Here is a 17,498-nt window from a genome sequence, read left to right as displayed (position 1 = left end):
GCGTCAGTGGGCTGCGACCGCCCGGGCCACTCCTTCGGCGTCGCGCACCAAGGGGCTGAGGCCGACCGAGCGCTGCACGGCGTCGGTGGACCCGCAGACCTGCAACCAGTTGGCTAGGATGCGGTGGCCCCCCTGCGTGAGCACGCTCTCGGGGTGGAACTGCACCCCGTGCAGCGGCAGGTCACGGTGGCGCACCCCCATGACGATCCCCGACTCCGTGTGGCCGTTGGGCACCAGCGACTCGGGCAGGGTCGGCGGGTCGATCGTCAGCGAGTGGTAGCGGGTTGCGGTGAACGGGCTGGGCAGGCCCTCCAGGACGCCGGTGTCGTCGTGCAGGACGCTCGAGGTCTTGCCGTGCAGGAGCTCGGGCGCCCGGCCGACCGTCGCCCCGCAGACCACCCCGAGGGCCTGGTGGCCCAGGCACACCCCCAGCATCGGCTGGGCACGCTCGGCACAGGCCTCGATCATCGCCAGGGAGACCCCGGCCTGCTCGGGCGTGCCGGGCCCGGGTGACACCAGGACGCCGTCGTGGTCGGCGCCGTCGGCAGGGCTCACGGCGTCGTTGCGGACCACCTCGCAGTCGGCGCCGAGCTGCTGCAGGTAGCCCACGATGGTGAAGACGAAGCTGTCGTAGTTGTCGACGACGAGGATGCGGGTCATGGGTGGGCCTCGATGCGGGGTGCGTGGACCGACGGTGGTCGGCCGGCGGAGGGGTCGACGGTGTTGTCGTTGAAGGGCATGAGGGGGGCGATCCGCGGGAAGAGCCACAGGAAGCAGAACGCGACCGCGGCGAGTACCAAGACGGCGGCGAGCAGCACCCGTACGGCCAAGGGTCCGGGGAGCGCGCGCCAGATCGCTGCGTAGATCATCAGCCGGCCTGCCTCGGGGCCGCGAGGGTGCCCGCGGGCAGGCCCTTGGCGCGGGGGTAGGACTTCACGAGCTCGGCGAACACGACGTACCGCTGGGCTGCGCTGTACTTCGGGTGGCACGCCGTCATGGTGAGCCAGCGGCCCGTCGGCTTCTTCCCCACCTCCTGCGGCACCGGGGCGATGACGTCGACGTCGGTGGGCGCGACGATGACGTGACGCTTCACGGCATACACGTGGAACTGCGTCTTCGTCTCGATCACGATCGTGTCTCCCGAGCGCAGCAGGTCGATGTCGTGGAAGGGATGCCCGTAGGTCGTGCGGTGGCCGGCGATCGCGAAGTTGCCGACCGCCCCCGGGCGAGCCGTCCCGGTGTAGTGGCCGACCCCGTCCATGAGGATGTCGCGGGTCGTCCCCTCGAGCACCGGGCGGGCGTAGTCGGCGCCGAAACGCGGGATCCGCACGATGGCGAAGGCCTTGCCGAAGGGCACGGCGTCCGGGGTCTCGTTGGCCTGCGCCGACGAGCCCCTCGGCCCGGACGCGAAGTCGCGCAGCAGGGAGTGCACCGTGCCGTCCTGGACGCGGTTGGCGGTGACGTCGGTCCACCACAGCTGCCATCCCACGAACAGCAGCAGCAGCACACCGGCGGTGACGAACAGGTCACCCAGACCCCCGAGGGTCCAGCGGGCGACCTTCATCGACCCGTCCCGGCGATGGGCGGGGTCATCGGACCGCCTCGGCGTACTGCAGGTTGGTGGAACCGGCGTACGCGGGCATGGTCACCGAGCGTGGGGTCGACACGTCGTAACCCAGCCCGACCGCGTCGACCCACTGCTGGTAGATCCCCACGGTGGGACTGGCCGCGAGCGCGTTCTGGAGGTCGGTCTGGTTGCCGATGGCCGTGATGACGTAGGGCGGGGAGTAGACCCGGCCCTGCAGGATCAGGGTGTTGCCGACGCAGCGGACCGCGCTGGTGGAGATGACGCGCTGGTCCATGAGCATCATCGCCTCGGCGCCGCCCTGCCACAGGGCGTTGACGACGGCCTGGACGTCCTGCTGGTGCACGACGTAGTCGTCGACCGAGAAGCCGTCCGGCAGGACGGACGGCACCGACTTGGCATCGGTCATCGACACCCGGACCGCCGGTCCGGCCACGGCCGAGGTGCCGGCGGCGACGCGCAGGGCGTTCGCGTCCTGGGTCAGCTGGGCGACGTGCTGGTCACCGGGCGCCTGCTGCGCCGAGAGGCGGTCGACCTCGGTGCGCAGGGACCCGACGCGCTGGGCGGCGACGGCGTTCTGCCTGGTCTGCTGCCGGATGAGCCCCGGCAGGTCGCCGCCGGACGAGCGAAGATCCGTGCCCTTCGCGGTGGCGGCACTCAAGGCGAACATCATCCCGGCGCCGAGCGCGACGAGGGGAACGACCGCCGACCAGACCGTGGGCCGACGCGTCAGCCACGTCAGCCGCTGGTTCGCCATGCCACTACGCTATGCCAAACGTCCAGGCGGCTCGAAGCCGTCCGACCTACGAGGAGCGTTTTCCCGTGCCGGAGTCCAAGGGTCGCGCCAAGCGCGCATACACCCCGCCCAGCAAGCCCGCGAAGGCCAAGGTCGGCAACCCGCCCTGGTTCGTGCCCGTGATGCTGACCCTCATGGTGCTCGGGCTGCTGTGGATCGTCGTCTTCTACATCACCAGCCAGCGCTTCCCGATCGAGGCGCTCGGCCGCTGGAACCTCGGCATCGGCTTCGGCCTGATGCTCAGCGGGTTCGCGATGACCACCCGCTGGCGCTGACCACCCCGCTGGCGATGAGCCGGCAGACGATGGTCGCCTGACGACCCGCTGTACACAGAAGCGCACCCCGGCCCGGCCGGGGTGCGCTTCGGTGTTGCGCCGCTGTCGTGCGTCTGGGATCGCCGGGTGGGGGATACCGGGGACCAGGGGGTCAGACGGACACGGCCGACGTCGAGGACATCGGGCAGAGCAGGGTGCGGCCACCCACCGCCAAGGCTGGCAGAGCCGGGGCGATGCACCATCACCCCGATGCAGGTGACGGTGCTCCACCATCCGCATGAGGCATGACGTAGGGACGCGATCGCGTTCTGCTGGACGCTCCCCAAGGTTGTCCACAGCGCCGCCCCGTTCGGCCCCCAGTTGTCCACAGGTGGTTGTCCACAGGGTTCTCCACAGCTGGGGACAGAATGACAGCGGTGTAATACAGCCCGGTCGCGAGTCCGTCGCCCCAGCCAGCCGGGCCCAGGGGCAGCGCGCGTCGGTCGCCCCAGCGGCCCGGCGGGTCAGCCGCCGACGAGGACGAAGCTCGGGGAGACCGCGTACTTCGCTGCGGCGAGCACCACGAGGAGCGCCAGCACCGCGGCGATGCCCGGCCACTGCCACCGGCGCCGATCCAGCGGCGTGGTCCAGGCGATGACGGCAGCGAGGGCCGCACCCGTGATCAGGCCGCCGAGGTGGGCCTGCCAGGCGACGTTCGGGACGACGAACCCGATCACTGCGTTGATCGCGATGGTGGCGTACATCCCGGCCGAGGACCGCCCGAGGTGCCGGTTGAGGACGAGCAGGGCCCCGAACAGGCCGAACACCGCACCCGAGGCGCCCACCGCGGGCGTCAGCCACATGCTGGAGCGGGCGAAGTCGTTGGACGGCGGCGAGGACATGAGCAGGTAGACGACCGAGCCGCCGATCGCGCTGACGAGGTAGACCGCGGCGTAGCGAGCGCCGCCGAGGAGGCGTTCGAGGTACTGCGCTCCCACCATCCACAGCGCGAGCATGTTGAACAGGATGTGCGTGACGCCCCCGTGGGCGAAGGCAGAGGTGAGGAAGCGCCACGGCTCGGACTCACCGAGCACCGGGACGAACGAGATCTTGTTCGTCAGCCCGGGCGAGGCCACCTGCAGCACGTAGACGAGCACGCAGATCCCGATGATGACGTAGGACACCACCGGGGTGTCGGTGACCCGCCCCCCGAAGATCGTCGTGGCCGAGCGCACCGTGGCGGCCTGTTCGCGCACGCAGTCGATGCACTGCACGCCGACCGCGGCCGGCCGCTGGCACTCCGGGCACACCGGCCGGGCGCACCGCTGGCACCGCACGTAGGACACCCGGTCGGGGTGTCGCGGACACACCGGGGTGGTCTGCTGCTGCGGGTACACGGAGGGCTCGCTCATGGGTGACACCTTTACGGTTCGAGGTATTCGCCTACCGGATCCGGGTAGGCGAATACCTCGATCCGGGTGATCGGTCAGTCGTTGACGACGACCGACTCGATGACAACGTCCTCGACGGGCTTGTCGTTCGCACCGGTGCGGACGGCGGCGATCTTGTCCACGACCTCGCGGCTCGGGCCGTCGGCGACCTCGCCGAAGATCGTGTGCTTGCCCTGCAGCCAGGAGGTGTCACCGACGGTGATGAAGAACTGCGAACCGTTGGTGCCCTTGCCCATGCGCTTGCCGGCGTTGGCCATGGCGAGCATGTACGGCTGGTTGAAGTTCTTGTCCGGGCTGATCTCGTCGTCGAAGGTGTAGCCGGGGCCGCCGAAGCCCTGGCCGACCGGGCAGCCGCCCTGGATCATGAAGCCGGGGATGATGCGGTGGAAGACCAGGCCGTCGTAGAACGGCGTGGGGTTGGTGCGGCCCGCGTCGTCGCGGTACTCCTGCTCGCCCTTGGCGAGACCGACGAAGTTCGCGACCGTCTTGGGAGCGTGGTCGGGGAAGAGGGTGACGTTGATGTCGCCGTGGTTGGTCTTGAGGGTGACGTCCATGTCGCTCATCCTTCCACGGAGGGCCTCAGCACGCCGTCCACGGGACACCCGCGGGGTTGCCCACCAGCCGAAACAAGGCAGGATGGGTCGGGAGAGGCGACCCCTACGGGTAGCCAGACACGTCCGCACCACCATCAGGGAGGCACCGGTGTTCCGCACCAAGAGCAAGACCGATCAGGCCGCAGACGCAGTGAGCTCCACGGCCCAGACCGCGGCGGACTACGCCTCGACCCTCAAGGACCGCGTGTCCCCCGCCGCCGAGGTCGCCAAGGACCGCGCCGGCCAGGCCAAGGACTGGAGCAAGCCGCACGTCGAGGCAGCCCGCGACTGGGCCATGCCCCACGTGGAGCACGGCATCGAGGTCGCCGCACCCAAGCTGCAGGGCGCCGTTGAGGGCCTGGCCCCGAAGGTCGACACCGCCCGCGACACCATCGTCGACACCCTGCTGCCGCGGGTCGCCGAGGCCATCGCCGCCGTCGCGGCCGCCTCCGCTGCCGCCAAGAGCACCGCCACTGACGTCGCCGGCGAGACCGCCGACCGCTCCAGCGGTGCCTTCCACGTGCTCAAGGGTGACGCGGTGGCCAAGCGCAGCGGCCGCAAGGGCAAGGTGCTGATCTTCCTCGGCGTCATCGCCGCCGCGGGGGCCGCCTTCGCGGCGTTCCGCAAGTCCGCTCCCCGCGAGGACCCGTGGGCCACCCCGCTCGACGACCCGTACACCGCGCCCAGCAGCGGCCGCGCGTCGACGACCGAGAAGGTCTCCAACCTCGCGGACGCCGCCAAGGAGAAGGCCGGCGCCGCGGCCGAGACCGTCAAGGACAAGGCTGCTGACGCCAAGGACAAGGCTGCCGACGCCGCGTCCGATGCCAAGGACAAGGTGACCTCGTCGGGCAAGCACGCCGCCGGTGCGGCTGCGGACGCGACCAAGGACGCCGCCGAGAACGTCGCCGACAAGGCCGACGAGGCCAAGGACCAGGTCGACTGACCACTGCTCCACAGCCCTGCACGCAGGGTGCACCGTCCGGGGTGCCGCACCGTCGAGTCGACGGCGCGGCACCCCGAACTGTTTGTCCCGGTATGCGTCTGGCCGCCTTCGGTCACCAGCGCGGTATGTCGCACCGCCGGGATCATCCGGGGTGCCGGGTAGCGTGGGCGGCATGTGGAGTGCACTCGCGGGACCCTTCCTCGCCGTGGCGGGCCTGCTCGTCGTGGCCGGGGTCCCGAAGGTGGCTGACCCGCTGCCCCTGGTGCGGGCGCTGCGCTCCGCCGGTTTCACGGTGCCTCCGGGGCCGGGCTCGGCCCTCGTGCGCGGCTTCGCCGCGGCCGAGGTCGCCCTGGGCCTGTGGGCCATCGTCGCCCCCGGCCGCGTGAACGCCGCCCTGGTCGCCGCGGCATACCTCGTCTTCACCGCGTTCGTCGCCCGCGTGCTCACGCGCGGAGGCGTCCTCGGATCGTGCGGGTGCTTCGGCAAGCCCGACACCCCTGCGACCCGCACCCACCTCGCCCTCACGGCCGTGGCGGCCCTCGTCGCCGCGGCGATCGCCCTGGACCCGCCGGCCGCCGTGTGGTCCGGTGCGGCCGCCGACGCCCCGAGCGGCGCCTCCCTCGCCACCACCGTCGCGCTGGCCACCCTGATCGGTGGCTTCGCCTGGATGGTGATGGCCGTCCTCCCGACCACGACGGCTGCCGCCATCCGCAGCGCCAACCCGACCCGCACGAAGGGCTGACCCAATGCTCGCCGCCGTCATCGCCGAGGGGGTCGCCGTCCTCCTGCTCGGTGTCCTGGTCCTCGGCCTCCTGCGCAGCCACGCGCTCATCCTCAAGGCCCTGCACGAGCTCGGTGCCGGTCTCGAGCTGGAGAAAGAGGCGGGCACGGGCGTCACCACCGCCACCACCGGGGGCAAGCCCGGTCCCGTGCCGGTCGAGCTGGAGACCGGGGTGGTGCCTGCAACGCGGAAGGACTCGACCACCGCGCACGACATCGTCGGGACCGACCTCGAGCGGGCCCGGACCGACGTCGTCGTGACCGCAGCCGGCCAGCGGACCCTGCTGGCGTTCCTCACCAGCGGGTGCAGCGTCTGCCAGACGTTCTGGGACGAGTTCCAGCGCGGCGTCGACGTCCCCGGCAACGGCGACCTGCAGGTGGTGGCCAAGGGCCCCGAGGAGGAGTCCATCCCCAGCCTGCGCGCCCTCGCCGGGACGCTGCCGGTCGTGCAGTCCTCCGCCGCCTGGGTCGACTACGACATCCCCGGTTCCCCCTACTTCGTCTACGTCGAGGCCGGTCGCGTCACCGGCGAGGGCTCGGCGACGACCTGGCCCCAGGTCCGCGACCTCATGGCCCAGGGGGTCTCCGACAGCGAGGAGGCCCGCCAGGCCGCCGGCCGCAGCGGCCCCGGGGCTCTCGTGGGCGAGGGACTGGGTCGCGGCGAGCGCGACAGCCTGCCGCGCATGGACGACGAGCTGCGTGCCGCCGGTATCGCGCCCGGTCACCCCAGCCTGTACGAGTCCCCCGATCCCACCGACGCCGAGCAGGACCACGTGGGCCACGACCACGGTCACGACCACGGCGCGCACGACCATGCGGGTCACGATCACGCGGATCACGAGCACCACGACCACGACCACGCGGGTCATGAGCACCACGACCACTCGGAGCACGAGCACGCAGCACCGGTGCGGCACGAGCACTGACCCGTGTCCGTCACCGTCCTGGCCCTCGCCCTGGGCCTGCCCATGGCCGCGGTCGCCGCGGTGCGGGCCACGTGGTCCCCTTGAGGTGAGTCGATGCTCTCGAGCATCAGCCCGCTCGGTGAGCGGGCCAGGAACTCCCGCTGGTGGGTGACCACCACGGCATACCTCGTCGGGTCGTTGGCCGGCGGCCTCGCCCTGGGCGGACTCGCCGCCCTGTTGGGCTCCGTCGTGCCCGAGGGTGTCCGGTCCTCGCCGTGGGTCCTCGGCGCCCTGGCGCTGCTGCTGCTCGTCGGACTCGGGTACGACTCGGCGCCGGGTGCCCAGATGGTCCCGTCGTGGCGCCGCCAGGTCGACGTCCACTGGCTCGACGAGTACCGCGGCTGGGTGATGGGCCTGGGCTTCGGCGCCCAGCTGGGCTTCGGCCTCGTCACCATCATCACCAGTGCCACGACGTATGGCGTCGTGCTGCTGGCCGCGCTGGCCGGTCACCTCGGCGCCGGGCTGGCGATCGGCGCCGTCTTCGGCGTGGTCCGGGCCCTGCCGTCGGTGTTCATGGGTGGGGTGCACGACCGCGCCGCACTGCACGCGGTCTTCGTGAGTGTCGAGCGCAGCGCCAAAACGGCACGAATCATCGCTAGGGTGACGCTGGGCGGAGCGGCCGCCGTTCTGCTGGTCGCCGCGGTAGGGAGCTGAAACGATGGCAGACGCATACGGACTGAAGGCTGACGCGCCACGGGGATGGCACGTGGCCGTGACCCGCCGGCCCGGAGCGACCGACATGGCGGCGAGCACCGGCGACCGCCGCCTCGCCGCGGCAGAGTCCACCGATCGCATGGTGCCGCAGGACGTCACCCGGCCCGTGCTGCACGCCTGCACCAAGGCCATGCCGACCGCGCGCGGCGACTTCGGCACCGGGGTCGTCGACCTGCTCGGGCCGGACGACATCTTCGTGGCGCTGGTCGACTACGGCACCGAGGTGGCTGACCAGGGCCTGTTCGAGAAGCAGGGCCTGCCGCGCCTGGCGCCCTCGCAGTTCGCGCCCAACCGCCTCCAGCGACCCCTTCCGGGCCTGAGCGCGTCGCAGCACTTCTTCAGCTCGGGGGGACGGGCGTTCTGCCTGTTCACCGTGATCGGCAGCCACGCCCGACGGATGGCGTCGGTGCCGCGGGCCGCAGCCCTCGTCCAGACCATGCACATCACCGACCGGGCCACGCTGGCCCGCCAGGGAGGCCACCCGTGAGCACGCTCGATGACCTCAACGCCGGTCCGGGCGGGCTCGCCGGGTTCGTCAGCGCGGTGTCGCGCCGCCTGCGCCCGGTGTCGCGCCGCGACCTGTTCGTCGGCGCCGCCGTCGCCGGGTCCGCCCTCGCGACCAACCCCAAGAGCTATGTGCTTCGGCCGGAGCCCGCCTACGCCACCATCTGCGGGCCCGGCAACACCGCGAGCAGCGGCTGGACGGTGTTCTGCGCGACCGTCAACAAGGGAGCCAACGCCTGCCCGCCCGGCAGCTTCGCCGCCGGCTGGTGGAAGGCCGCCGACTCGTCCTGGTGCGGTGGCGGCTACCGCTACATCGTCGACTGCAACGCCTCCTGCTCGAAGTGCTCCACCGGCTGCTCCGACGGGATCTGCGACAACAAGTGCTGGAGCTGCTCCTGCGGCACCGGGTCCACGGCCACCTGCGACCAGCGCCGGGTCTGCTGCAACGCCTTTCGTTACGGCCAGTGCAACACCCAGGTCAAGTGCAGCGGTGGGGTGCACTGTCGCGTGGTCAGCTGTGTCGCGCCGTACAAGTGGGCGGCCTGCACCACCACCTCGCTGCAGGACAACCGCACCAACGAGCACAGCTCACCCCTGCTGCCCAGGTGGGGTGTCATCGAGCAGAAGTACCGCGACGTGGGGGCCCAGGGGTCCTTCCTCAAGGCCTCGCTCGGCCCGATCAAGGCCAACGGCGACAGCCGCGGAACGCGGGTGGACTACCAGGGCGGCTCCATCTACACCACGTCCAAGACCGGCACCCGGGCCGTCCCCAACGTCGTGAAGAGCGTCTGGACGCAGGTCGACGGGATCAACGGCCTGCTCGGGTACCCCACGAGCGATTGGCTGACCGGCCGGGCGCAGGGCGGCTGGATCCAGCTGTTCGAGCGCGGCGCGATCGCCGACTCCCCGAGCACGCCGACCAAGGTGGTCTACGGCGACGCCTACACCGCCTGGTCCAGCGCCAAGCGTGAGGCCGGGGTGCTCGGGTACCCGAAGAGCAACCGCTACTCCGGCATGGCCGGTGGGGGCTGGCGCCAGGAGTTCCAGTCCGGCTGGGTCGTCGACTCGCCCTCCACACCGGTCAAGATCGTCTACGGCGAGGCCTTCGCGGCCTGGACCCGCGTCGGCCGGGAGACCGGGCGGCTGGGCTACCCCGTGAGCAACCGCTACGGGGCGATGGCCGACAGTGGCTGGCGCCAGGAGTTCCAGAAGGGCGTCATCATCGACTCTGCCTCGACCACCACCCAGGCGATCAGCGGGGTGATCCACACGGCGTGGGTGGCCGGCGGGCGCGAGGGTGGCTCGCTGCACTACCCGACGGGCGCGCAGGGCACGGACGCCCGCGGGATCTACCAGAACTTCCAGGGCGGCGACGTCTGGGCCCTCGGGAGCGGACCCGGTCGCCGCGTTCTCGGCGCCGTCCGGGTCGAGTGGAAGGCCCAGGGCGGGGCAGGGGGTCGCTACGGCTACCCCTTGACCGACACCCAGACCCTGCCGGACGGCAGCCTGAGCTGCACCTTCGAGGGCGGGACCATCACCGTCCCGGCCTGATCCAGGACATCACGGCGGTGCCGCGAGGGGCGGTGCCGGGTTGGTGCCGCCGCCAGGGGTGGTGCCGGCGTCACGAGCCCTGGTGGCGCAGCACCCGCGTCCCGTCGGGGAGCCGGCGCGTCACCATCGCCGTGTCGAGCCGCTCGAGCACGGCGATCGCCACCCGGCGCGAGGTTTGCATCGCCGCCGCGGACCGTGAACGCCCGGTCGAGCCACAACCGCACGGGGGCCTGCGGGTCCGCATCGCCCAGGCGAGGGCGAGGCGGCGCAGTGCTGCACGCAGCGCAGGCAGTCCGGCCCCCGTGCGGCCCGAGACGAGCACGTGCTCGCGGGCGGTCAGCCCGGTCGCGCGCAGGCGCGCCCCGGCGTCCGCGGCGGGGCCAGAGCCGTGGGGGCGTCGACGAGGTCGCAGCGGGTGACGACCAGCAGCACCTCGCGCAGGCCGAGGGCGGCGGCGGCACGGGCGTGCTCCTCGGACTGGCGGGCCCATCCCTCGTCCGCCGCCACGACGAACATCACCCCGGCGCCCGGTCCGAGCCCGGCCAGCATGTTGGCGGCGAAGCGCTCGTGGCCGGGCACGTCGACCAGCGACAGGTGCACCCGTCGAGGTCCGTCCACGCGTAGCCGAGGTCGATGATCAGGCCGCGTTCGCGCTCCTGGGCCCACCGGTCCGGCTCGGTCCCGGTGAGCAGCCGGACCAGGGTGGACTTGCCGTGGTCCGGGTGACCGGCGGTGGCGACGACCGCCATCTAGGTCGCGGACCCCGCCAGCCGGATCGCCGTGGCCACGTCGGCATCCCGCTCCACGGGGATGCAGCGCAGGTCGACCAGGCAGCGCCCGTGGTCCAGTCGGGCGAGGACCGGACGGTCGAGCGTGCGCAGCGCGGCGGCATACGCCTCGGGCAGGGTGACCGCCCACCCGGGGAGGAGCTGTCCGGGGGCGCCACCGCCACCGACCACGCCGTCGGCGGGCACCACCTCGGGGGAGCCGGCGACGGACCCTCCGATCGCCGCGACCAGGCGTTCGCACCGCGACCGCAGCTCGTCGGTGTCGACCTCGAGGGCGTCCCAGACGGGTGGACGTGGGCCGCGCAGGGTGGCTTCGAGGGCGGCGAGCGTCGTCTTGTCGGCGCGCAGGGCGCGGGCCAGGGGATGACGACGCAGGCGCTCGACGACCTCGGCCCGCCCGAGCACCAGACCGGCCTGGGGTCCTCCGAGCAGCTTGTCACCGCTGCAGGTGACGACCGCTGCCCCGTCGGCGAGGGACGTGGCGGCATCGGGCTCGTCCGGCAGCAGGGGGTGCGAACGCAGCAAGCCACTGCCGATGTCGTGGACGACCGGTACCCCGAGCCCGGCGAGCTCGTGCACGCCGACCGAGGAGGTGAAACCCTCGACGCGGAAGTTGCTGGGGTGCACGACGAGGATGCAGCCGGTGTCGGGACCGATGGCGCGTTCGTAGTCGCCGACGGTGGTGCGGTTGGTCGTGCCGACCTCGCGCAGCCGAGCCCCCGTGCTCTCGATGAGGTCGGGCAGCCGGAACCCGTCCCCGATCTCCACCAGCTGACCGCGGCTGACCACCACCTCGCGACCCGCGGCAAGCGCGGTCGTCGCCAGGACGAGCGCGGCGGCACCGTTGTTCACCACCAGCGCGGCCTCCGCCGGCGGCACCGCCTCGAGCAGCGCCGCCAGGGTGCCGCGCCCGCGCCCCGATCGGGCGCCCGTGGACAGGTCGAGCTCGACGTCGACCGTTCCCGACGCCGCCACGACGGCCTCGACCGCCGCGGCTGACAACGGGGCGCGGCCGAGGTTGGTGTGGATGACGACCCCTGTCGCGTTGAGGACCGGCGTCATGGAGGTCGCCCTGGCGGGCAGCGCGGCCAGGACGGTGGCGACCACCTCGTCGGGACGTATGGCGCCGGCGCGCACCTGCTCCTGCGCGTGGTTCACCGCCGTGCGCACCACGTCCCGGCCGAGCCGCGCGATCGCGCGTGCGACAGCGGGATCCGCGAGGACGGTGTCGGTGCGGGGCACGAGGCGACGCACGTCGCCCTGGTCCTGCTGCGGCATACGCCCTCCTGTCGTGGCGGAGGCGGACGGGAATCGAACCCGCCAAGCCGAGCTGCTCGGCTTCACCGGTTTTGAAGACCCGGAGGGCCACCAGGCACCTGTACGCCTCCGTGGCGAGGCTAGCGTAGGCGCGGTGAGCGACCACGAGACGTCCGTGAGCACCCAGGAGACGTCCGGGAACGGCCCCGGGGGCGCGGGTCCGCCTGACCCGGTACGCCGCGGGCGGTGGCTGTGCATGCAAGATCCCGCCCGGCGAGCTCGAGGAGGTCGTGCGCGGGCTGGTGGGGACCGCACCCTCGGGGGACGGAGACGGTGACCTGCTCGTCGGGCCCGACGACGGCGACGACGCTGCGGTGCTCCGGATCGACGGCGCCACCGCCGTGATCAGCACCGCCGACTTCTTCACGCCGGTCGTGGACGACGCCTACGACTTCGGGCGCATCGTCGCCGCCAACGCGCTGTCCGACGTCTACGCGATGGGCGGGCGGCCCGTGCTGGCCGTGAACCTCGTGGGGTGGCCGAGGTCGGTGCTGCCGCTGGAGCTCCTGCGGGAGGTGCTGCGGGGCGGTCTCGACGCGGTCGGCCGATGGTCGCGCTCAACGACGTCGCGTCGGCTGCGGCGGTCGCCGGTGGTGCCCGGGCGGCGACGGACGTCACGGGGTTCGGCCTGCTCGTGGTCGGCGAGGTGCCGGGAGCGCCGGTGATCGGCTACACCGTCGCTGGACCGGCACGGCTGCAGATCGTCTGACCCACCGGGGCGGTCCCGGAGCAGTACGGTGAGCGCACCCCCTGCACGAAACCCCATCGGGTCCGGAGACCGCCCATGCCCCGCTTCGCCCACACCTTGTCCGTCAGCGCCCCACCGTCGGTCGTCTTCGGGATCGTCGACGACGTCAGCCTGACGCCGCAGTGGCTGGCCCGCTGCACTGCGATCGACAAGCTCGACGGTGGCACCAACGACATCGGTACGCGGCTGAGGTACCACTACGAGGACGGTCGGCGCACCGGGTCGATGGACGGCGAGATCATCGCCCGCGAGCCAGACCGCCACTTCGCGATGAAGTTCACCGACAAGCTCATGGACGTCACGGTGGACTTCGTGGCGGCCTCGGACGGGGTGGGGACGACGCTGACACACTCGGTCGTCATCACGACCAGGGGCTTCGGCAAGCTGTTCACGCCCCTGATCCGCCGCGACCTGTCCAAGCAGACCATGGACGCGATGGCCAAGCTCAAGGCGATGGCCGAGGCCCGCGCGGCGCAGTGACGCCTGACCTCCGTGTCGGGCGTCAGGCGGCCGGAGCCACCGGGCTGCCGAGGACGGCGAGGTCGATGCCTTCCTCGGGGAGGGCGGTGACGGACTCGACGAGGCCGGCGAAGCCTTGCGTCGTGTCGGCGAACGCCTTGAGGTTCGCCGGTTCGTACCCGCCACCCTGGTAGTGGTTCACGGCACTGCTGGCCACCCGCACCGACAGGGCCAGCTGGTTCGTCAGGCGGCGGCGACCGTCGCTGAAGGGGCTGTTCGCCTCACCCCCGCTGGCGCGCGTCCTGGCCTGGAGCGCGAGGTTGTCGGCCCGGTACATCGCGTTGAGCGGGTTGTGCCGCACGGGGTCGGATCCGCTGTTGACGTAGTGCCCCAGCAGCGCGGCGTCGAAGACCAGACCGGCCGCGTGCGCCTCGCGCGCCATCCACAGCAGGGACGTGTCGGACAGGCCGGTCTCGGGGTAGCCGCCCCCGACGTCGGAGTGCGCGCCCTCGAACCACACCTGCTTGACGCGCCCGTCCTGGGTGGGGGCGTCGGGAGGGTCGTCCGGGGCCTCCCACAGGGTGGGGGCGAACTTCAGCCTGGTCTCGTCGATGGCGAGCGCGTGCCGGGCGCAGAGCACCTGGCTGCTGAGCTGGACGTCGTGGAACTGGGGCGTGAGCTTGTTGAGGCCCGGCACCCCCAGCGCGCCCACCGTGTCGAAGACACCGAGGAAGGTCACCGGGGCGGCGTGGCAGTGGTCGTGCCTGAACTCCTCGACGCTCTCCCCGAAGGTGCCGGTGGGCGGATCGGTCCGCTGGTACAGCCGCACGGCTTCAGGGAGCTTCTCCCCGACCAGGGCGACCTTGGTCAGCAGCCCCACCCGCGCGACCATGCCGGCCACGGACCTCGCCGTGTAGGCGCCGCGGCTGAAGCCGATGATAAAGATCTCGTCGCCGGGTTCGTAGTTCTGGGCGAGGAACCGGTAGCACGCGATCACGTTGTGGAACAGGCCGAACCCGAACGCGCCACCGAGGAGCCGGTCGGCCTCGTAGCTCCCCGCCCCGACGCCGCTCACGTAGTACACGAGCTGATAGGTGCCGCCGGTCGTGCCGGGGTCGCTCTGTACGGCGCGTGCGAGCTTCTCGACGTTGGTGACCGTCTGGCTGTCGGGCTTGTTCCACGTCCCGTCGCAGCACACCACCAAACGCTTCATGCCTTCGATGTTGGCAGACCCGGGACCGCCCACACATGGCCCAGATGGGCCATGGCGTGCGCGTCAGAGGCCGAGCTGCACGAGCGTCTGTGCGGCCATGGCGGCCTCGCCGGTGGCGTTGGGGTGCACGGGGAAGGCGTTGACCGGGGCGACCGCCGGCTCGATCCACCGCGTGCCGACGGGAGCGCACGCATCGTGGCCGGCCGAGCTGGCCTTCATGTCGACGAACCTCGCCCCGGTCTGCTCTGCCGCGCGGCGGACCACGGCGTTGAGGACATCCTGCTCGTGGTTGAGCCAGGGCACGTCCCCCATGGCGATCGGCATCGACCGGTAGCAGGAGAGCTGACCCGTGTCGGGCAGGATCCGCGGGTACCCGAGGATGACGACCGTGGCGGCCGGGGCCTTCCTGCGCACCGCCGTGAGGGCCGCGACCACGTTGGGGTAGGTCTGGTTGACGATGGCGTCGGTGAAGGTGGTGCCGTACTTGCGCTCGCACGGGTTGCCCGTGATGTCGGTCGCCGAGATCGTGGCGCACCCGAAGAACGAGCCGGTGAACACGTTCTCGTCGTTGCCCCCGATGGTCATGGTGACAAGCCGGGTGTCCTTGGTGACGGCGTCGAGCTGGGGCGCCACCCCTGGTGCCTGGGAGGTGAAGAAGTCGGCCGTCTTCGCGCCGCTGCACGTCACGTCGGTGAACGACGACGCCTTGGTCGCAACCGCGATGTCGTGGGCGAAGTTGAGGGTGGAGCGGCTGCACGTGGGCGGTGCGGTGGCGACGAACGGGGCGATGCCGGCCCCAGCGGCGTAGCTGTCGCCCAGGGCCACGTAGGGCGACGTCTTGATCGAGTGCGGGTTGGCCGTCGGGGGGCTCACCTTCGCCATGGCCGGGACGGCGACGCCGATCCCCACGGCCGCGGCGAGCAGGGACGCAGCGAGGGCGCTGGCAGTGCGGCGCATCAGGAACTCCGTTGTTCGTGAACAGCCCGTGCTGACCGCGTGCGGCACGCCAGCGGGCGACGTCCGCGCCCCGGCGTCAACGTAGCAAACGCCCCGTGGGCGGGCAATGGATGACAACGGGTGGCACGGGGTGGCAAGGGCCGGCCACGGTGTCCGGACGGCCGTGGTTCGTCCGCGGACCATGCACGACGGCGGGGTCACATGGTCCGGATGGGCTATGGCGCCGGCGGCCCGGCCGGGGTGGACACTGACCCTGGGGAAGGGGACGGCGGGGGTGCCGTCCCGAGGGGAAGGGTCATGAGGACGAGGACATTCGCGAGCGCCTTGACCGCATTGCTGCTGTGCGCCTGTGCGGCACCGGTGCAGAGCGGACACGCCGGGCACGCCGGGCACGCGTTGCCGCAGGCCGCGACCGCGGCAGCGCAGAGCGGCCAGCTGCGGACCTACTACATCGCGGCCGACGAGGTGCTGTGGGACTACGCCCCCCACGGTCGCAACGACATCACCGGTCAACCCTTCACCGACGAGGCGAAGGTGTTCGTCGCCAAGGGGCCGACACGCATCGGGCACGTCTACCGCAAGTCGCTCTACCGCGGTTACACGGATGCGACGTTTGCGACCCGCATCAGGCCGCCGACGAGGTGCGCGCCCGACGTCAAGCCGTGCGACGACTCCCTCGGGATGATGGGACCAGTCATCCGAGCGGTCGTGGGCGACACGATCAAGGTCGTCTTCAGGAACAACACGACGTTCCCGGCCTCGGTGCACCCCCACGGCGTCTTCTACACCAAGAGCTCCGAGGGGGCCCCATACGCCGACGGCACCCACGGCGCCGACAAGGCCGACGACGCGGTGCCGCCCGGCGGGACGCACACCTACAGCTGGAAGGTGCCCGAGCGTGCGGGGCCGGGACCGATGGACGGCTCGTCGGTGATGTGGATGTACCACTCCCACACCGACGAGGTCGCCGACACCAACGCCGGACTGGTCGGCCCCATGGTGATCACCGCCCGGGGCAAGGCGGACCCACGCACCGCCACCCCGCGGGACGTCGACCGGGAGGTGTTCTCCTACTTCACCGTAGAGAACGAGAACGCCAGCCTGCACCTGCCCCGCAACCTCGCCGAGCTCGCCGAAGCGCCCCACGAGGTCGCGCCGGACGACCAGGAAGGGTTCGAGGAGAGCAACCTGATGCACTCGGTGAACGGCTACGTGTACGGCAACGGACCGGTCCCGGTCATGAAGGTGGGCCAGCGGGTGCGGTGGTACACGTACACGCTCGGCACGGAGGTCGACCTCCACACTCCGCACTGGCACGGCAACACGGTGACGACCAACGGGATGCGCTCGGACATGATCCAGCTGCTGCCGGGGATGATGATGGTCTCGGACATGGTGCCGGATGACCCGGGCACGTGGCTGTTCCACTGCCACGTCAACGACCACATCGCGGCCGGGATGCTCGCGCGCTACAAGGTCATCGCCTGAGCTGCCGAACTGGTGGTGGAGCCAAGGGGACTCGAACCCCTAACCCCCTGCTTGCAAAGCAGGTGCGCTACCAATTGCGCCATGGCCCCGCGTGCGGGCTGCGACTACGAGGGTGAGTCGGTCGCCTCGGCCCAGAGGTCCTTCTCGGCCTGCTGGTCCTTGAGCTTCTTCTGGACCGCGACTGCCCCTACGGCAGCCACGATGAGGAGCAGGATCTTCTTCATCGGCGGTCTGCCTTCCCTCGCAGATAAAACCCGCGGGGATCGGGATTGGTGGGCCTAACAGGACTTGAACCTGTGGCCTCTTCCTTATCAGGGAAGCGCTCTAACCGTCTGAGCTATAGGCCCGTGAGCCCAATCTCCGCTGCGCCACGGAGGGTGGCGCGAGGCACG

The 17,498-nt window shown here is 71.4% G+C and carries 21 protein-coding genes, 3 tRNA genes and 1 pseudogene; 10 read left to right on the top strand and 15 right to left on the bottom strand.

Annotated elements, in window-relative coordinates:
- Positions 1-3: 3 nt before the first annotated feature.
- The 4 genes from ABEG17_RS08240 to ABEG17_RS08225 are packed head-to-tail and all read right to left on the bottom strand — an operon-like array spanning position 4 to position 2,342.
- Positions 4-660: an aminodeoxychorismate/anthranilate synthase component II gene (locus tag ABEG17_RS08240; RefSeq protein ID WP_406832794.1), complete on the bottom strand. Its 657-nt coding sequence runs from the start codon at positions 658-660 to the stop codon at positions 4-6.
- Positions 657-869, bottom strand: coding sequence for a hypothetical protein (locus ABEG17_RS08235; protein ID WP_406832793.1), 213 nt, complete (start codon positions 867-869; stop codon positions 657-659). Before ABEG17_RS08235 ends, ABEG17_RS08240 begins: the two co-directional genes overlap by 4 nt.
- Positions 869-1,564: a class E sortase gene (locus tag ABEG17_RS08230; RefSeq protein ID WP_406832792.1), complete on the bottom strand. Its 696-nt coding sequence runs from the start codon at positions 1,562-1,564 to the stop codon at positions 869-871. The genes ABEG17_RS08235 and ABEG17_RS08230 overlap by 1 nt, the downstream gene beginning before the upstream one ends.
- Positions 1,565-1,589: 25 nt before the next feature.
- Positions 1,590-2,342, bottom strand: coding sequence for a DUF881 domain-containing protein (locus ABEG17_RS08225; protein WP_406832791.1), 753 nt, complete (start codon positions 2,340-2,342; stop codon positions 1,590-1,592).
- A 65-nt stretch (positions 2,343-2,407) separates the two neighbouring features.
- On the opposite strand from ABEG17_RS08225, the gene ABEG17_RS08220 reads away from it, so the two are divergent.
- The gene (locus tag ABEG17_RS08220; protein WP_406832790.1) at positions 2,408-2,656 is read left to right on the top strand and encodes a cell division protein CrgA; all 249 of its coding nucleotides are present in this window, start codon (positions 2,408-2,410) and stop codon (positions 2,654-2,656) included.
- Positions 2,657-3,159: 503 nt separating this feature from the next.
- Here ABEG17_RS08220 and ABEG17_RS08215 read toward each other — a convergent pair.
- Positions 3,160-4,047 (bottom strand): rhomboid family intramembrane serine protease, encoded by an 888-nt coding sequence (locus ABEG17_RS08215; protein ID WP_406832789.1) that lies wholly within the window; start codon positions 4,045-4,047, stop codon positions 3,160-3,162.
- Between the two features lie 74 nt (positions 4,048-4,121).
- On the bottom strand, positions 4,122-4,640 hold the full coding sequence (locus ABEG17_RS08210; RefSeq protein ID WP_406832788.1) for a peptidylprolyl isomerase: 519 nt from the start codon (positions 4,638-4,640) through the stop codon (positions 4,122-4,124).
- A 148-nt stretch (positions 4,641-4,788) separates the two neighbouring features.
- Between ABEG17_RS08210 and ABEG17_RS08205 the strand changes: the two genes are divergently transcribed.
- The 6 genes from ABEG17_RS08205 (at position 4,789) to ABEG17_RS08180 (ending at position 10,136) form a co-directional block, all read left to right on the top strand.
- On the top strand, positions 4,789-5,622 hold the full coding sequence (locus tag ABEG17_RS08205; protein WP_406832787.1) for a hypothetical protein: 834 nt from the start codon (positions 4,789-4,791) through the stop codon (positions 5,620-5,622).
- 172 nt (positions 5,623-5,794) lie between these two features.
- The gene (locus ABEG17_RS08200; protein WP_406832786.1) at positions 5,795-6,364 is read left to right on the top strand and encodes a MauE/DoxX family redox-associated membrane protein; all 570 of its coding nucleotides are present in this window, start codon (positions 5,795-5,797) and stop codon (positions 6,362-6,364) included.
- Between the two features lie 4 nt (positions 6,365-6,368).
- Complete coding sequence (locus ABEG17_RS08195; protein WP_406832785.1) at positions 6,369-7,328, top strand: hypothetical protein; 960 nt, start codon at positions 6,369-6,371, stop codon at positions 7,326-7,328.
- 93 nt (positions 7,329-7,421) lie between these two features.
- Positions 7,422-8,021 carry a hypothetical protein gene (locus tag ABEG17_RS08190; protein WP_406832784.1) on the top strand — a complete coding sequence of 200 codons (600 nt, stop codon included), beginning with the start codon at positions 7,422-7,424 and terminating at the stop codon, positions 8,019-8,021.
- A 4-nt stretch (positions 8,022-8,025) separates the two neighbouring features.
- A complete protein-coding gene (locus tag ABEG17_RS08185) occupies positions 8,026-8,568 on the top strand; it encodes a hypothetical protein (RefSeq protein WP_406832783.1) in 543 nt (180 codons plus the stop codon).
- On the top strand, positions 8,565-10,136 hold the full coding sequence (locus tag ABEG17_RS08180; RefSeq protein WP_406832782.1) for an LGFP repeat-containing protein: 1,572 nt from the start codon (positions 8,565-8,567) through the stop codon (positions 10,134-10,136). Before ABEG17_RS08185 ends, ABEG17_RS08180 begins: the two co-directional genes overlap by 4 nt.
- 70 nt (positions 10,137-10,206) lie before the next feature.
- On the opposite strand, the gene ABEG17_RS08175 is transcribed toward ABEG17_RS08180, so the two are convergent.
- The 4 genes from ABEG17_RS08175 to ABEG17_RS08160 form a co-directional block, all read right to left on the bottom strand.
- Positions 10,207-10,317, bottom strand: a complete 111-nt coding sequence (locus ABEG17_RS08175) for a SelB C-terminal domain-containing protein (protein ID WP_406832781.1) — start codon at positions 10,315-10,317, stop codon at positions 10,207-10,209.
- A gap of 155 nt (positions 10,318-10,472) precedes the next feature.
- Entirely contained in the window at positions 10,473-10,736 is a 264-nt protein-coding gene (locus ABEG17_RS08170; RefSeq protein WP_406832780.1) for a GTP-binding protein, read from the bottom strand.
- Between the two features lie 149 nt (positions 10,737-10,885).
- Positions 10,886-12,202, bottom strand: a complete 1,317-nt coding sequence (gene selA / locus ABEG17_RS08165) for an L-seryl-tRNA(Sec) selenium transferase (protein ID WP_406832779.1) — start codon at positions 12,200-12,202, stop codon at positions 10,886-10,888.
- 14 nt (positions 12,203-12,216) lie between these two features.
- Positions 12,217-12,312 (bottom strand) — tRNA-Sec (locus tag ABEG17_RS08160).
- A 93-nt stretch (positions 12,313-12,405) separates the two neighbouring features.
- On the opposite strand from ABEG17_RS08160, the pseudogene selD reads away from it, so the two are divergent.
- Positions 12,406-12,774, top strand: a pseudogene (selD, locus tag ABEG17_RS08155) (selenide, water dikinase SelD); the annotation flags it as partial.
- A gap of 251 nt (positions 12,775-13,025) precedes the next feature.
- Positions 13,026-13,469: an SRPBCC family protein gene (locus ABEG17_RS08150; protein ID WP_406832778.1), complete on the top strand. Its 444-nt coding sequence runs from the start codon at positions 13,026-13,028 to the stop codon at positions 13,467-13,469.
- A gap of 22 nt (positions 13,470-13,491) precedes the next feature.
- Here the strand turns inward: ABEG17_RS08150 and ABEG17_RS08145 are convergent, their stop codons facing one another.
- Positions 13,492-14,661, bottom strand: a complete 1,170-nt coding sequence (locus ABEG17_RS08145) for a DUF2235 domain-containing protein (RefSeq protein ID WP_406832777.1) — start codon at positions 14,659-14,661, stop codon at positions 13,492-13,494.
- Positions 14,662-14,724: 63 nt separating this feature from the next.
- Positions 14,725-15,618 carry an SGNH/GDSL hydrolase family protein gene (locus tag ABEG17_RS08140; protein ID WP_406832776.1) on the bottom strand — a complete coding sequence of 298 codons (894 nt, stop codon included), beginning with the start codon at positions 15,616-15,618 and terminating at the stop codon, positions 14,725-14,727.
- Between the two features lie 297 nt (positions 15,619-15,915).
- Here ABEG17_RS08140 and ABEG17_RS08135 point away from each other — a divergent pair, with 297 nt between their 5' ends.
- The gene (locus tag ABEG17_RS08135) at positions 15,916-17,106 is read left to right on the top strand and encodes a multicopper oxidase domain-containing protein (RefSeq protein WP_406832775.1); all 1,191 of its coding nucleotides are present in this window, start codon (positions 15,916-15,918) and stop codon (positions 17,104-17,106) included.
- Positions 17,107-17,119: 13 nt separating this feature from the next.
- Here ABEG17_RS08135 and ABEG17_RS08130 read toward each other — a convergent pair.
- From ABEG17_RS08130 to ABEG17_RS08120, 3 genes are all read right to left on the bottom strand, one after another.
- Positions 17,120-17,195: transfer RNA gene (locus ABEG17_RS08130), tRNA-Ala, on the bottom strand.
- Between the two features lie 15 nt (positions 17,196-17,210).
- Complete coding sequence (locus tag ABEG17_RS08125) at positions 17,211-17,330, bottom strand: DLW-39 family protein (protein ID WP_406832774.1); 120 nt, start codon at positions 17,328-17,330, stop codon at positions 17,211-17,213.
- A gap of 46 nt (positions 17,331-17,376) precedes the next feature.
- A tRNA-Ile gene (locus tag ABEG17_RS08120) sits at positions 17,377-17,453 on the bottom strand.
- Between the last annotated feature and the right edge of the window lie 45 nt (positions 17,454-17,498).

Source organism: Pedococcus sp. KACC 23699, from assembly GCF_045348425.1.
GTDB lineage: Bacteria > Actinomycetota > Actinomycetes > Actinomycetales > Dermatophilaceae > Pedococcus.
This window is presented reverse-complemented; position numbering and strand designations above follow the sequence as displayed.